This is a genomic window from Cohnella rhizoplanae (assembly GCF_948329515.1).
Lineage (GTDB): Bacteria > Bacillota > Bacilli > Paenibacillales > Paenibacillaceae > Cohnella > Cohnella rhizoplanae.
Map to the genome: position 1 here is coordinate 756,354 of NZ_CAOJCN010000001.1, position 13,093 is coordinate 769,446.

Sequence of the window (13,093 nt, forward strand, 5' to 3'; positions counted from 1 at the left end):
GTTGTTTAACATTCATTTTATGAGGAGCGATGCCAATTGAGCGTACGCAAGCATCTATGGATCGGCGGCGCCGATCGGGAGACCCGATCGTACGTCCCGCTAACGGCTCCTTATGACGGCGGTACGCTGGCCGAGATCGCGAACGCGGAGCCTGCTGACGTGGAATTGGCGATTGTGGCTGCGGCGGATGCCGCCTCTGTCATGCGGGCGCTGCCCGCGCACAGGCGCTCGGCGATTCTGGAGCGGCTGTCGGACCTGCTGACCGAGCGTAGGGAGGAGGCGGCTCGCATCGTCGCCCAGGAAGCGGCCAAGCCGCTAAAGGCAGCCTATGCGGAGATCGACCGGACGGCTGCGACATACAAGTTCGCGGCTGAGGAGGCGAAGAGGCTCCACGGAGAGACGGTGCCGATGGATGCGGCGCCAGGCGGCGAAGGCCGCGTCGCCTACACCAAGCGGGAGCCGATCGGCGTCGTGGGCGCGATCACCCCCTTCAACTTCCCGATGAACCTCGTCGCCCACAAGGTCGGGCCGGCGCTCGCCGCGGGCAATGCCGTCGTGCTGAAGCCCGCGACGCAGACGCCGCTGTCTGCGTTTTATATTGCGGAGCTGCTGCATGAAGCCGGCCTCCCCGCGGGGGCGCTTAACGTCGTGACGGGCGACGGCAAGCGCGTCGGCGAGCAGATCGTGGCCGATCCGCGCATCGGGGCCGTTTCGTTCACCGGCAGCGCCGCGGTCGGCGCCTCGATTCGCGCGCAGGCGGGACTGAAGCGGGTCACGCTGGAGCTCGGCTCGAACAGCGCCGTCATCGTGGACGACGACGCGGATCTTGATGCCGTCGCCCGCCGCTGCGCGGAAGGCGCGTTCGGCTATCAGGGCCAGGTGTGCATCTCGCTACAGCGTATCTACGCGATGGCGTCCGTCGCGGACGCGCTCGCCGCCCGGATTGCGGAGGCCGCGTCAAGGCTGGTGGTCGGCGATCCGCTGGATCCGCGTACGGACCTGTCCGCGATGATCGCGCCGCGAGAGGCATCGCGTGCGTCCGCGTGGATCGACGATGCCGTCCGGCGCGGCGCGACGCTGCTCGCGGGCGGCCCCGCGCATGGCGCGGTGCTGCCGCCGTCGGTGCTCACCGGCGTGCCGGACGATGCCGAGCTGTCGAGGAGAGAGGCGTTCGCGCCCGTCGTACTCGTGAACAAGGTGGATTCGATCGCGGAGGCCATCGCGCGCGCGAACGATTCCAGCTACGGGCTGCAGGTCGGCATCTATACGAACCGCCTGGATGTCGCCTTACGGGCGACTGAGGAACTCGCGGCCGGCACGGTGCTCGTGAACGACATCCCGACTTTCAGGCTGGATCATATGCCATACGGCGGCGTCAAGGAGAGCGGGCTCGGCCGCGAGGGCGTCCGGTATGCGATCGAGGCGCTCACCGAGCTGAAGCTCGTCATCTGGCGTTCGGCGATCAAATAGGACGATCGGGGAGGGTGCCGGGCGTGCACTATTTACGTAAATACGTTTCGAAATACGGACTGCTCTTTACCCTGTCGCTGTCGCTCGTCGCGCTCGAAGGCATCTGCGACCTGCTCCTGCCGACGCTGATGTCGCATATGATCGACCGCGGCGTCTTGAGCCGCGATCTGGACGTCGTCGCTAAGTACGGGATGTGGATGCTGGCCGTCACGGCGGCAGGCGCGCTGTCCGCGCTCGGACGCAACGTCGTGTCAAGCCGGGTGTCCCAGCGGTTCGGGGCAGATCTGCGCGGCGACCTGTTCCGCAGGATTCAGTATTTGTCGCTGGGAGACGCGGACCGCTTCGACCGCGCATCGCTCGTCACGCGGCTCACCAACGACGTAACCCAGGTGCAGAACTTCGCCAACGGCATGATGCGCATTTTCGCCAAGGCGCCGCTGCTGTGCATCGGAGGGTTAATCATGGCCGTGCGTCTCAACCCGCAGCTGTCGCTCGTATTCGTCGTCGCCGTGCCGATCGTCATTTTACTCATTCTCCTGAATATGCGCGTCGGATTTCCTCTATTCCTCAAGGTGCAGTCGGCGCTCGACAGGCTCAACGGCTCGATGCGGGAGTATTTGTCCGGCGTGCGGTCGGTCAAGGCATTCAACCGCTTCGACTATGAGGCCGACAAGTTCGAAGCGATCAACGGCGAATACCAGGCCCGCTCCGTTACGACGCTTCGTGCGATGTCGGGCTTCGGTCCGGCGATCATGCTCGTCGTGAATCTCGGGGTCGTCGCCATCATCTGGCTAGGCGGCATCCGCGTGGACGAGGGGCGGATGCAGGTAGGCAACATCATCGCATTCGTCAACTATATGACGCAGATTCTTTTCTCGCTGATGACGATCTCGTGGGTGTTCAACATGTTCATCCGCGCGCGGGCTTCGAGCGGGAGGATCGCAGAGGTGCTGGAGCTGCCCGAAGGAGAGTCCGCGCCAGGGCGAGCGACGGCGACTGCCGAGACCCGCGCCGGCGCGCCTGCGGCCATAGCGGGCGCTGCGCCCGGCTCACTGCCGGATCAGCAGGATGCCGCGCCTAGCGTTTCTTTTGATGACGTCGGATTCTCATACGACGGTCAGTCAGGCGAGCGCGCGCTGCGCGGCGTGACGCTGTCCTGCGAACCCGGCGAGACGCTCGCCGTCGTAGGCTCGACCGGATCGGGCAAGACGACGCTCGTGAGTCTCGTGCTGCGGCTCTATGATCAGACCGAGGGAGTCATCCGCATCGGCGGCGTCGACCACCGGCAGATGGACGTGTCGGCGCTGCGCGCGATCGTGGCGGTCGTGCCGCAGCGAACGGTGCTCTTCTCCGGCACGATCGCGGACAATCTGCGTTGGGGCGACGAATCGGCGACGCAAGCCGAGCTGGAGGCCGCGGCCGCCGCCGCGAGCGCCCACGACTTTATCTTGGCGCTGCCGGACGGCTACGACACGATGCTGGGACAGAGCGGCGTTAACCTGTCCGGCGGCCAGAAGCAGCGGCTGTCCATTGCCCGCGCCTTGATCCGCAAGCCCCGGATCCTCATCTTGGACGACTGTACGAGCGCGCTGGACGCCGTCACCGAGAGCAAGGTCAAGGCTGCGCTCAAGGCTTACGGTGCGAAGCTCACCTGCCTGCTCATCGCCCAGCGCGTCTCCTCGGTCGTCGACGCCGATCGCATCGCCGTGCTGGACGACGGCGAGGTAGTCGGTCTCGGCACGCATGCCGAGCTGCTGCGCGGCTGCGAGGTCTACCGCGACATCTGCCGCTCGCAGTTCGGAGAGGAGGCGATACCCCATGCCTCTGGCATCTGAGCGAGACGCCGCCAAGCCGTCGGCCCCCCCGGCAGCGGCGCGGGGGCCGGTAGTCGCCGGCGGTCGGGGCCGCGGGCCCGTCCAGAAGCCCAAGGCGTTCGGCGCCACCGTGCGGCGGCTCCTCTCTTATCTCGGTGAGGAGCGGGGACGCCTTGCGGTCGTATTCCTGTTCGTCCTAGCCGGGGCCGGCGCCTCGCTCGCCGGTCCGTATCTGATCGGTCTGGCCGTCGACGCGATGGAAGGCGAGGGGGGCGTCGCGTTCGGGACGCTGCATACGCTGATCTTCCTGCTGGCGGCGGCTTACGCGATGGACGCTTCGCTCGGCTTCGTGCAGAGCTGGCTTATGGCCGGCGTCTCCCAACGGGCGGTGCGCAAGCTGCGCGGCGCGCTGTTCGCCAAGCTCCACGGATTGCCGCTGTCATACTTCGACACGCGCAGACATGGAGAGATCATGAGCCGGCTGTCCAACGACATCGACAACGTGAGCACCAGCCTGTCGCAGACGGTCGTACAGCTCATGGCCGGCGGCGTGGCCATCCTAGGCTCCCTCGTCATGATGCTCGTCCTGAGCCCGCTATTGACGCTGGCGGGTCTCGTGACCGTGCCGCTCGTATACGTGCTGGCGCGCATCGTCACGCGCCGTACGGGCAAGCTGTTCAAGACGCAGCAGGCGTACCTCGGCAGGCTGAACGGCCAGATCGAGGAGAACGTCACCGGGCTCGCGCTCGTGAAGGCGTTCGGCAGAGAGCGGCGATCCGTCGCCGAATTCGACGAGGTCAACCGGCGCCTGAGCGAGGTCGGGATCAAAGCGCAGATCTGGTCGGGCCTGCTGATGCCGCTGCTCAGCGTCATCAACAACATCGGCTTCGCGACCGTGGCCGTCGTCGGCAGCGTGCTCGCCGTCAAGGGACATATCTCGGTCGGCGTCATCGCCAGCTTCTTGAGCTATTCTCGGCAGTTCGCCCGTCCGCTGAGCGATATCGCCAACGTCTATAACGTGCTGCAGTCCGGCGTAGCCGGAGCCGAGCGCGTATTCGAGGTGCTGGACGAGACGGAGGAAACGAAGGACCGCAAGGGCGCGGCAGAGCTCGCTCCAGGCGCGCTGGACGTCGTTTTCGAGGATGTCTCGTTCGGCTATGATCCAACGAGGCGCATCTTGAAGCACGTCGGATTTACGGCGGAGGCGGGCACGAGCGTGGCGCTCGTCGGGCCGACCGGCGCGGGCAAGACGACGATCGTGCAGCTGCTGAACCGGTTTTACGACGTGACGGATGGCGCTATCCTTATCGCGGGACGCGATATCCGCGAGTATACGCGCAGCAGTCTTCGCAGCGCGTTCGGCGTCGTTTTGCAGGATACGTACTTGTTTTCGGGCACGATCCGCGACAATATCAAGTACGGCAATCCGGGGGCGAGCGACGAGGAGATGGCAGAGGCGGCGAGTCTCGTAGGCGCGGATGCCTTTATCAGGCGACTGCCCAAGCGATACGATACGACGCTCGCCGAGAACGGCGGCAGCCTCAGCCAGGGGCAGAAGCAGCTGCTGGCCATCGCGCGCGTGATGCTCGCGCGTCCGTCGATCCTGATCCTGGACGAGGCGACGAGCAGCATCGATACGCGCACCGAGCTGCAGATTCAGGAGGCGCTGCTGACGGTCATGAAGGGACGCACGAGCTTCGTCATCGCCCACAGGCTCAATACGATCCGGGGCGCCGATCAGATCCTCGTGATCGCGGACGGAGGCATTGCCGAGTCGGGGACGCACGAGGCGTTGATGGCGCGCCGCGGGGCATATTATCGCATGTTCGAGAGCCAGTTCGGAGCCGGGGCGGCGCTTGGCCCGTCGGGCGAAGACGAGGCGTCCGGAACTTGACTCATGCAGCCGTACGGCCTATAGTAGGTCAGTTGACTTTAAACGGGTTCTGAAAGGAAGGCATCGAGATTGACATCGCAAGACGAAGGCAGCAAACTGTTTTTGACGAAGATCTGGAAGTGCAAAAGTTCGGACTGCAAGGCGTGGGTCCGCGAGGAATTCGCGACGGAAGCGCAGAAGTGTCCCATGTGCAAGGGAGATATGCTGCGCACGATGAAGCATCTGCCGGCGCTGGTCAAAAAGGTGAAATCCAAGCCGCGCTGACCGATGGCGTATCGGTTGTCCCCTCCACGGTGTAATAAGCTATAATAGCTTTATTGGCAGCCGCCGCCGTATCGGCGCGCCGCAGAGCCGAGAGAAGGGAGACCGCCGTCATGTCCATACTCGCGAACTTTCCGCTCGTCGCCGCGATCGTCTCCATTCTGTCGGCGCAGGCCGTCAAGGCGCCGATCCAGTTCGTCGGCAGGCGCTCTTGGCAGTCCGGCATGGCCTTCAGCACGGGCGGCATGCCGAGCTCGCACTCCGCCGCCATGGCTGCGCTTGCGACTGCGCTCGGCATCGAGGACGGATTGGATTCCCCCGTATTCGCGGTCGCTGCCGTCGTCGGCATGATCATCATGTTCGACGCCGCCGGCGTCCGCCGCCATGCGGGGCTGCAGGCATCCGTCCTGAACCGCTTTTTGCGCAAAATGCCCGATCTGCACGGCGAACTGCATCCGATCAAGGAATTGAAGGAGCTGCTCGGCCATCGGCCGATCGAGGTGTTCGCGGGCGCGGTGTGGGGAATCGGGATCAGCATCGCCCTCTATTTTTTGTTCTACGCCTAACCATGAACGGCACGAAAAGAGGCTTGGGACGCGAAGCGGGAACGCTTGCGGCCAAGCCTCTTTTCTGCATTCCGATTAAAGCTCGAGTCGTTCTCCGGGCTTCAGCACGGTGCCCTTGATGCCCTTTTGTTCGAGCGCACGGGCGAAGGCGACCGGATCCTGCTTGATCAGCGGCAGCGTGTCGTAGTGAACGGGCACGACGTGCTTGGCGTTCAGCCATTCGGCGGCCGTCAGCGCGTCCCCGGGCCCCATCGTGAAGTGGTCGCCGATCGGAAGGAACGCGAGGTCGATGGCGTGGCGCTCTCCGATCATTTTCATATCCCCGAACAAGCCGGTATCGCCTGCATGCAAGATCGTCCATCCGCCCCAGGTAATGAGGAGGCCGGTCGGCATGCCCATATAGACGATGCGCTGCTCGTCCTGCAGCGGATAGCCGGAACTGTGGAACGCCTGCACCATCTTGACCTTCGCGTAGCCCAGATCGAACGTGCCGCCGATGTTCATGCCGACCGTGTTCTCTACGCCCTGCCATTCGAGGAAGGTCGCCAGTTCAGGCGTGCCGACGACCTGCGCGCCGGTGCGCTTCGCGATGGCGACGGTATCGCCGACATGGTCGCCGTGGCCGTGCGTGAGCAGGATGTGCTCCGCGTCGATCTCGGCGGCGGAAGCCGCGGCCAGCGGATTGCCGGTCAGGAACGGATCGACGAGGAGCGTATGTCCTTCGTGCTCTAGTTTTATGCAGGCATGTCCCAGAAAAGTAACGATCATGCTGAATCCCTTCTTTCCGATAAAAGTGAAGACGGCGTGCGCCAATGCTAAACCTAACCGCGCGGACCTTTGCAGAACGCCAGGCTTAAGGAGCGAGCCCTTTGACCAAAAAAGCGACCGTGGCCTCGCGCTCCGCCGCGTCGTCCCAGCCGGGCGACTCCGCCGCCATCAGCCTCGGTAGAATATAGCCGATCAAGGTCGACGCGATCAGCCGCGCGACCGTCGGTGCCGGCAGCGGCGCGATCTTGCCTTCCCTCTGGAACCGCTCAATGACGACCGTGATGCGCGCCATCACCTGGGTGAGCAGGATGGACTTGAATTGCTCGCGCACCTCGGGATGAAAGGGAAGCTCCTGGGCGATGATGCGGAAGAGACGTTTGTTGCGGCTGACGAAGTCGATTCGGTTGTCGATCATGCGCCTAACGAATTGCTCGAGGCTGTCGTACTCGCCCTCGAGCACGCTGCCGAAGCCGCGAATGACGAAGGGAGCCATCATTCGCATCATCGCCGGGGTGACGATGGAGACGAGCAGGTCCTTTTTCGTGCGGTAGTGCCTGAAGATCGTGCCTTCGGCCACCCCGGCCCGCTGCGCGATCTCGCTCGTGGAGGAGCCGGCATATCCCTTCGCTGCGAACACCTCGATCGCGGCCGCGAGGATTCGGGCCTGCTTCTCCGTTTTTACGGCCGAGCCGTCCAGTCCGGCGCCTTCGCGCAGCAGCTCTTCCATCCAAGGCTCCATCGAGCCGTCATTCGCGTTCATGCGGGTGTCGCTCCTTCGTTCGCTTTAAGCCGGGTCCGCGCGTCGTACGGCAGCGCGCTCATCCTATTTCCATCGTACCATACGATGCGTCGCCGCGCTAAATGGCGCGCTGCTTCCTCAGCGCGACGACGTTCAGCGCGGCGAACGACAGGGAGAAGACGACGAGCACGGCGATGTCGGCCGCGATGCCGCCGAAGCCTTCGCCCCGGATCATAATTCCCCGCAGCGCATCTCCGCCATAGTAGAGCGGCATGAGGTAGGTCAGTTTATGCAGCCAGGGCGACATGCCGTCGAGCGGGAAGAGACCGGAGAAAAACGCCTGCGGCACGATGACGATCGGCACGAACTGGATGATCTGAAACTCGGAGCCCGCAAAGGCCGACAGCAGCGTGCCCAGCGTCAGCGCGGTCAGCGTCAGCAACAGGTTGACGAGCAGGATAAGCCAGATCGACCCGGTCATGTACATGCCCAAGACATATACGGCGAAGCAGGCGATCAGCGCCGCCTGCGCGAGCGCGAAGACGCCGAAGCCGCATAAATAACCGAGCACGACCTCTTGCCGCCTGATCGGCGTCGCCAGCAGCCGTTCCATCGTGCCTGTCGTGCGTTCTCTCAGAAAAGCGACGCCGGCGAGCAGGAAGACGAAGAAAAAGGAGAAAAATCCGATCATGACCGGTCCGAAGGAGTCGAAGGAGGACATGCCGGCCTTCCCATGTAGGTAGGAGATCTCAGGCTGGAGTGCCTGCGATGCGGACTGGCGCTGCAGCGCGGAGACCGCGAGCAGGACCGCGCGGCTGCGCGACGGATCGCTGCCCTCTAACAGCAGGGCGGGCTTGCCGCTTCGCAGCGCCAGCACGGCATCCAGGTCCTGACCGCGCAGGTCCTCCAGCGCTTCGTCCCAGGAACCGTAGTCAACGACGTCCGCCGAAGCCTCAAGGCCGCTGACGATCGCATTCGGCAAGCCGACGGCGCCGATCTTGGGCGGGCTGCCGCTTCCTCCGAAGATGAAGTAGACGAGCGTCAAAATAAATAACGGCGCGACGAACAAGAGCGCAAGCGTACGCTTATCGCGGATAAACTGTCGGCAGATGCGGAGTGTTAAGGCGCGGACTCTCATCGTTTTTCACCTCCGAGCCGGATAAAGGCTTCTTCGATCGTGCTCGCGCCTGACTCGGCTTTGAGTTCGGCGGGGCTGCCGACGGCGGTGAGCGTCCCTTCCCGGATCAGTCCGATCCGGTCGCAGCGGTCGGCCTCGTCCATGACATGCGTCGTGAGCAGGATGGTCGTGCCCCGCTCGCGAAGCGCGAGCAGCGACGACCAGATCGATACCCGGAGCACCGGATCGATGCCGACCGTCGGCTCGTCGAGGATGAGCAGCTCGGGCTCGTGCAGAAGCGCGATAGCGAGCGAGAGCCGGCGTTTCATGCCGCCGGAAAAGCGGGCGACCGGCTTGCCCGCGTCCGAGGACAGGCCGACGGTAGACAGCGCCGCCTCGAGACGCTCGGCCAGACGGGCGCCCGGCAGTTTGAACATGGCGCCGAAAAATTGCAGGTTTTCCTTCGCCGACAGCTCGCCGTACAGCGCGTCCGACTGCGCCATATACCCGATATTGGACAGCAGGGCGAGCGAAGGTACCTGACGGCCGAGCACGCGGATCCGACCGCCTTCCGGCTTGTCAATGCCCGCGATCAGCTTGATCAGCGTCGACTTCCCGGAGCCTGAGGGACCGAGCAGTCCGAACAGCTCGCCGCGGCCGATCCGCAGGTTCACATCCTTCAAAATGGACCGGCCGTCGAAGCTGCGGCCGACACGCTCGAGGTCGATCGCGGGTTCGCCGGCATCGCTCATGCGCCCTCCGCCGTCGCCCATGCCGGAGTTCACTATACGAGTCATGGAATTCACTCCTCATGAGTGAGTGTTTACTCACTTTATTTGATTCCATCATAGCAAATAAGGCAGAGAAGGGGAAGCCCGAATTAGCGCCTCCCGATCGCTGGCCATTATTCGTTATGTTAATATCGTGAACGCGCTCAACGCCTGCCTTGGAGGGTTCGACGCAAGTCCGCGACCCATTGTTCAGGGATCTCCCATGGGATGAAATGCCCGCCATGCTCGTGAACCGTAACGTTTACATGGTTATACCAAGCCGCGCGATCGCCTTCGAGGAAGTTTTGAACGCGGGCGTCCGTTGCGATGCCCGGCGGATTTTCGTAGCCGACGAAGGTGACCCCCGTTGGCGCCTGGATGACGGGCCATCGATCGTGCGATGGCTTCCATGGATAGCGGTTATTGTTCGCATAAATGCGCATGGAGGTTTCGATGGCGTTGTTCGCCCAAAATATCGTAGCGTGCGTAAGGATATCGTCTTTGGAAAACACATTTTCCACGTCGCCCCGGCTGTCGCTCCATCGGGACCAGCGTTCCAGGATCCACGCGAGCATGCCGACCGGCGAGTCGCTAAGTCCGTACGCAAGAGTGCCGGGATCCAATACATGCACCGCGAGGTGCGAGGCAAACCGCCGGTCCAGCTCCAATATCCGCTTTAGGTCGGCCTCCGGCAGATGGTCGGGGATAGGCCGGCCGCCGGACAGATCCCAAGCGCGATCTCCGTTAAACAAGGTTAGCTTTTGCGCGGACCCGATATGAATGGCATATAGGTGTTCGGGGTATTTGTGACCCAATTGTCCGGTTACGAGCGCACCTACGTCGCAGCCCGCCGCAGCATATTTTGTGTATCCGAGCGTTTCAGTCATGAGCTTATGCCACAGATCGGCGATCTTCCAGAAGTTCATGTCCGGATGATCGGGCAGCGGCGCAGAAAAACCGAAGCCGGGAAGCGAGGGGACGATGACGTCGAATGCCTCGGCCGGGTCGCCCCCGAATGCAGCGGGATCCGCAAGCGGATCGACGACCTTGGACCAATGCCAGAACGTCCACGGCCATCCATGCGACAATATCAATGGCGTCGGATTCGGTCCGGCGCCAGCTTTATACATAAAGTGCACGGGAACGCCGTCCACCTTAACCGTGTAGTGACGATAAGCGTTGATCGCTTTTTCCGCATGCCGCCAATCGAATCCGTCCATCCAGTATTCGGCCAATTGCTGGAGTTCTTTTCGTCTTACGCCGTAATATCCATCGTCGTTACCGACGTCCATCGGCCAACGCGTGGCTTTCAGACGGTGTCTAAGATCGGCTAGCGCTGCATCGGGTATTTCGATAGGATGCGGTTCTAGGTTAATTAAGCGCTCTGCCATCCCTGTTCCTCCTTTGATCATCTTAAAATTTGACCGCTTATTAGGTTGCGGATCGGTTGCCTAATTCGGCAAGGCGTTTGATGGCGGATATCGCCAAGGCAATGGATTGCCTTTCTTCCGGCTGGAGTCCTTCCATAAAAGTGGTGAGCAGCAAGATACGATCCTTGCGGCGGGACTCGATGATACGGACGCCCTGTTCGGTAATATGGACTTGCACGACGCGGCCGTCTCCGGGGTCCGGTCTGCGCTCCACAAGACCGTCTTGTTCAAGGCGGGTGACGAGCTGCGTCATGCCCGACTGCGTCAACTGCTCATGGGTCGTCAGTTCCGTGAGCCGCATCGGACTTTTCCGGGACAACGTGTGCAGGACGGACAGCGTCGTAAAGCTTAATTTGTCCTTGGCGGGCAATCGAATGATGATGCGGGTTAATTCTTCGAAAGCAAGGGCGAAATCGGCAACGTCAAAGTCCGTGTTTTGAATTTTTGGTTTCATGCCCTCAATTATATTAACAAATTATATAAATATCAAATATAAATTTTGGCGTAAAAAAAGATGAACCTGCAGGAATCCAGGGTCATCTCAAAAACGAGAGGAAATTGAAAAGGGAGATTGAACGAAAAATAACGCTATGATATAATCAATAGCGCTTCTGTAAATGAAAATAGGAGGTTATTCGGTTTTATTCCCATCTTAATTGTAAGCCGGCAGCTTTGTTTTGTCAAGCCTCGATTTCACTCAACCCAGCTCGTACTGCGAGCAGAAAGCAGGGATCTATGTCAGCAGCTAAGCAACCCCAAGCCAGAACGGCCGGCGGAGACGAATTCTCGCTGAAGGCCATCTTGCCGCCGCTCATGGCGATTATCGTCGGCATGATCATGGTCATCCTGGACAGTACCGTCGTCAACAATGCGATACCCAAGCTCGTGGATTACTTCCATACCGACCTGAAGACGATCCAGTGGACCGTCACCGGCTATACGCTGGCTCTGTCCGCCGTGATCCCGCTCGCGGGCTGGATGACCGATAAATTCGGCGCCAAGCGAATATTCCTGATTACGATCGCCTTGTTCACGATGGGCTCCGTCTTATGCGGCATCGCCCAAACGCCCGAACAACTAATCTTGTATCGCGTCATTCAAGGCTTGGGGGGCGGGATGGTGGCTCCGATCGGGATGGCGATGGTGTTCAAGCTCGCGCCGCCGGAGCGCCGCGGCTCGATCATGGGCGTACTCGGCATCCCGATGCTGATGGCGCCGGCATTCGGACCGGTACTCTCCGGCTGGCTGGTCGATTCCGTCAGCTGGCACTGGATCTTCATCATTAATCTGCCGATCGGCATTCTCGCCATGATCCTCGGGTATAAGTATCTGCCGCGTTCGGACCGGCATGCGGCGCCGCATCTGGACGTCGTAGGCATGTGCCTCGCGCCTGTCGCGTTCGCCATGCTGGCCTATGGCGTGAGCGAGGGCGGCTCCGGCTGGTCCCAGGCTTCGACGATCACGGGCCTTGTCGTCGGCGGCATCGCGCTTATTCTTTTCATCTTCGTGGAGCTCAACCAGAAGCAGCCGCTGCTGGAGCTGAAAGTGTTCAAGTCGTCCGACTTTACGCGCAGCATCGTGCTGACATGGATCGTGCAGCTCGCGCTGTTCGGCGCGATGCTGATCGTGCCGCTCTATTTGCAGGGCGTCATGCATTACTCCGCGCTGGAGACAGGCTGGATTCTGATGCCGCAGGCGCTCTGCGCGGGCATTGCGATGCCGATTAGCGGCCGCCTGTTCGATAAGATCGGCGCGCGACCGCTCGCATTCTCCGGTCTTGCGGTGATATCGGTCTCCCTGTTCGTCTTGTCCGGCATCACGGTGGAGACGCCGTTGTGGACGATTATTCTCTGCATCTGCTTCATCGGTCTGGGCATGGGCTTCTCGATGATGCCGCTCAACACGCATGTGCTCAACACTGCGCCGCGGCACTTGGTCGGCCGGGTCACGCCGCTTACGACGGCTGCGCAGCAGGTTGTCGTCTCTTTTGCAGTCGCCGGTCTAACGGGATATCTGACGTCGCAGATCGCTTCCCATACGGCCGGAGCGCCTGCGGACGCGAATCCGCTGAGCGCTACCGTGGCCGGATATGGTGATACGTTTTTCCTGTCCGCATGCATCGTGACCGCAGGCGTCGCGCTGACGCTTCTGCTTCGCAAGCCGAAGCGGCAGGAGCAAGGCGCCGCCGAAGGCGACATGCCGGACCCGGCGATGACGATGGGGCATTGAGGGGAAATAACGGTTATCGTATATTAAATGCAAAA

The 13,093-nt window shown here is 62.0% G+C and carries 12 protein-coding genes; 6 read left to right on the forward strand and 6 right to left on the reverse strand.

The genetic code is table 11. The features are described 5' to 3' along the window. Positions 1–36: 36 nt before the first annotated feature. The 5 genes from PQG80_RS03455 to PQG80_RS03475 all read left to right on the forward strand — a co-directional run bounded on the left by PQG80_RS03455 (position 37) and on the right by PQG80_RS03475 (position 6,005). Positions 37–1,470, forward strand: coding sequence for an aldehyde dehydrogenase family protein (locus PQG80_RS03455; protein WP_271749725.1), 1,434 nt, complete (start codon positions 37–39; stop codon positions 1,468–1,470). A 23-nt stretch (positions 1,471–1,493) separates the two neighbouring features. After that, complete coding sequence (locus PQG80_RS03460) at positions 1,494–3,305, forward strand: ABC transporter ATP-binding protein (protein ID WP_271749726.1); 1,812 nt, start codon at positions 1,494–1,496, stop codon at positions 3,303–3,305. Next, positions 3,289–5,178: an ABC transporter ATP-binding protein gene (locus PQG80_RS03465; protein WP_271749728.1), complete on the forward strand. Its 1,890-nt coding sequence runs from the start codon at positions 3,289–3,291 to the stop codon at positions 5,176–5,178. Before PQG80_RS03460 ends, PQG80_RS03465 begins: the two co-directional genes overlap by 17 nt. A 69-nt stretch (positions 5,179–5,247) precedes the next feature. Beyond that, the gene (locus tag PQG80_RS03470; RefSeq protein ID WP_271749729.1) at positions 5,248–5,442 is read left to right on the forward strand and encodes a cold-inducible protein YdjO-related protein; all 195 of its coding nucleotides are present in this window, start codon (positions 5,248–5,250) and stop codon (positions 5,440–5,442) included. A gap of 110 nt (positions 5,443–5,552) precedes the next feature. After that, a complete protein-coding gene (locus tag PQG80_RS03475; RefSeq protein WP_271749730.1) occupies positions 5,553–6,005 on the forward strand; it encodes a divergent PAP2 family protein in 453 nt (150 codons plus the stop codon). 75 nt (positions 6,006–6,080) lie between these two features. Here the strand turns inward: PQG80_RS03475 and PQG80_RS03480 are convergent, their stop codons facing one another. From PQG80_RS03480 to PQG80_RS03505, 6 genes are all read right to left on the reverse strand, one after another. Further along, positions 6,081–6,773, reverse strand: coding sequence for a metal-dependent hydrolase (locus PQG80_RS03480; RefSeq protein ID WP_271749731.1), 693 nt, complete (start codon positions 6,771–6,773; stop codon positions 6,081–6,083). Positions 6,774–6,858: 85 nt separating this feature from the next. After that, positions 6,859–7,533: a TetR/AcrR family transcriptional regulator gene (locus PQG80_RS03485; protein WP_271749732.1), complete on the reverse strand. Its 675-nt coding sequence runs from the start codon at positions 7,531–7,533 to the stop codon at positions 6,859–6,861. Between the two features lie 97 nt (positions 7,534–7,630). Beyond that, positions 7,631–8,650, reverse strand: coding sequence for an ABC transporter permease (locus tag PQG80_RS03490; RefSeq protein ID WP_271749733.1), 1,020 nt, complete (start codon positions 8,648–8,650; stop codon positions 7,631–7,633). Next, on the reverse strand, positions 8,647–9,381 hold the full coding sequence (locus tag PQG80_RS03495; RefSeq protein WP_271749934.1) for an ABC transporter ATP-binding protein: 735 nt from the start codon (positions 9,379–9,381) through the stop codon (positions 8,647–8,649). Before PQG80_RS03495 ends, PQG80_RS03490 begins: the two co-directional genes overlap by 4 nt. 182 nt (positions 9,382–9,563) lie before the next feature. Continuing rightward, complete coding sequence (locus PQG80_RS03500) at positions 9,564–10,790, reverse strand: epoxide hydrolase family protein (protein WP_271749734.1); 1,227 nt, start codon at positions 10,788–10,790, stop codon at positions 9,564–9,566. Positions 10,791–10,830: 40 nt separating this feature from the next. Continuing rightward, a complete protein-coding gene (locus PQG80_RS03505) occupies positions 10,831–11,283 on the reverse strand; it encodes a MarR family winged helix-turn-helix transcriptional regulator (protein ID WP_271749735.1) in 453 nt (150 codons plus the stop codon). Positions 11,284–11,564: 281 nt separating this feature from the next. Between PQG80_RS03505 and PQG80_RS03510 the strand changes: the two genes are divergently transcribed. Beyond that, a complete protein-coding gene (locus PQG80_RS03510; protein WP_271749736.1) occupies positions 11,565–13,058 on the forward strand; it encodes an MDR family MFS transporter in 1,494 nt (497 codons plus the stop codon). Positions 13,059–13,093 lie beyond the last annotated feature (35 nt).

Coding starts and splice junctions, on each gene's coding strand:
- PQG80_RS03510 (WP_271749736.1), top strand. CDS start 11,565: ATGTCAGCAGCTAAGCAACCCCAAGCCAGAACGGCCGGCGGAGACGAA.
- PQG80_RS03495 (WP_271749934.1), bottom strand. CDS start 9,381: ATGAGCGATGCCGGCGAACCCGCGATCGACCTCGAGCGTGTCGGCCGC.
- PQG80_RS03480 (WP_271749731.1), bottom strand. CDS start 6,773: ATGATCGTTACTTTTCTGGGACATGCCTGCATAAAACTAGAGCACGAA.
- PQG80_RS03465 (WP_271749728.1), top strand. CDS start 3,289: ATGCCTCTGGCATCTGAGCGAGACGCCGCCAAGCCGTCGGCCCCCCCG.
- PQG80_RS03505 (WP_271749735.1), bottom strand. CDS start 11,283: ATGAAACCAAAAATTCAAAACACGGACTTTGACGTTGCCGATTTCGCC.
- PQG80_RS03475 (WP_271749730.1), top strand. CDS start 5,553: ATGTCCATACTCGCGAACTTTCCGCTCGTCGCCGCGATCGTCTCCATT.
- PQG80_RS03490 (WP_271749733.1), bottom strand. CDS start 8,650: ATGAGAGTCCGCGCCTTAACACTCCGCATCTGCCGACAGTTTATCCGC.
- PQG80_RS03485 (WP_271749732.1), bottom strand. CDS start 7,533: ATGAACGCGAATGACGGCTCGATGGAGCCTTGGATGGAAGAGCTGCTG.
- PQG80_RS03500 (WP_271749734.1), bottom strand. CDS start 10,790: ATGGCAGAGCGCTTAATTAACCTAGAACCGCATCCTATCGAAATACCC.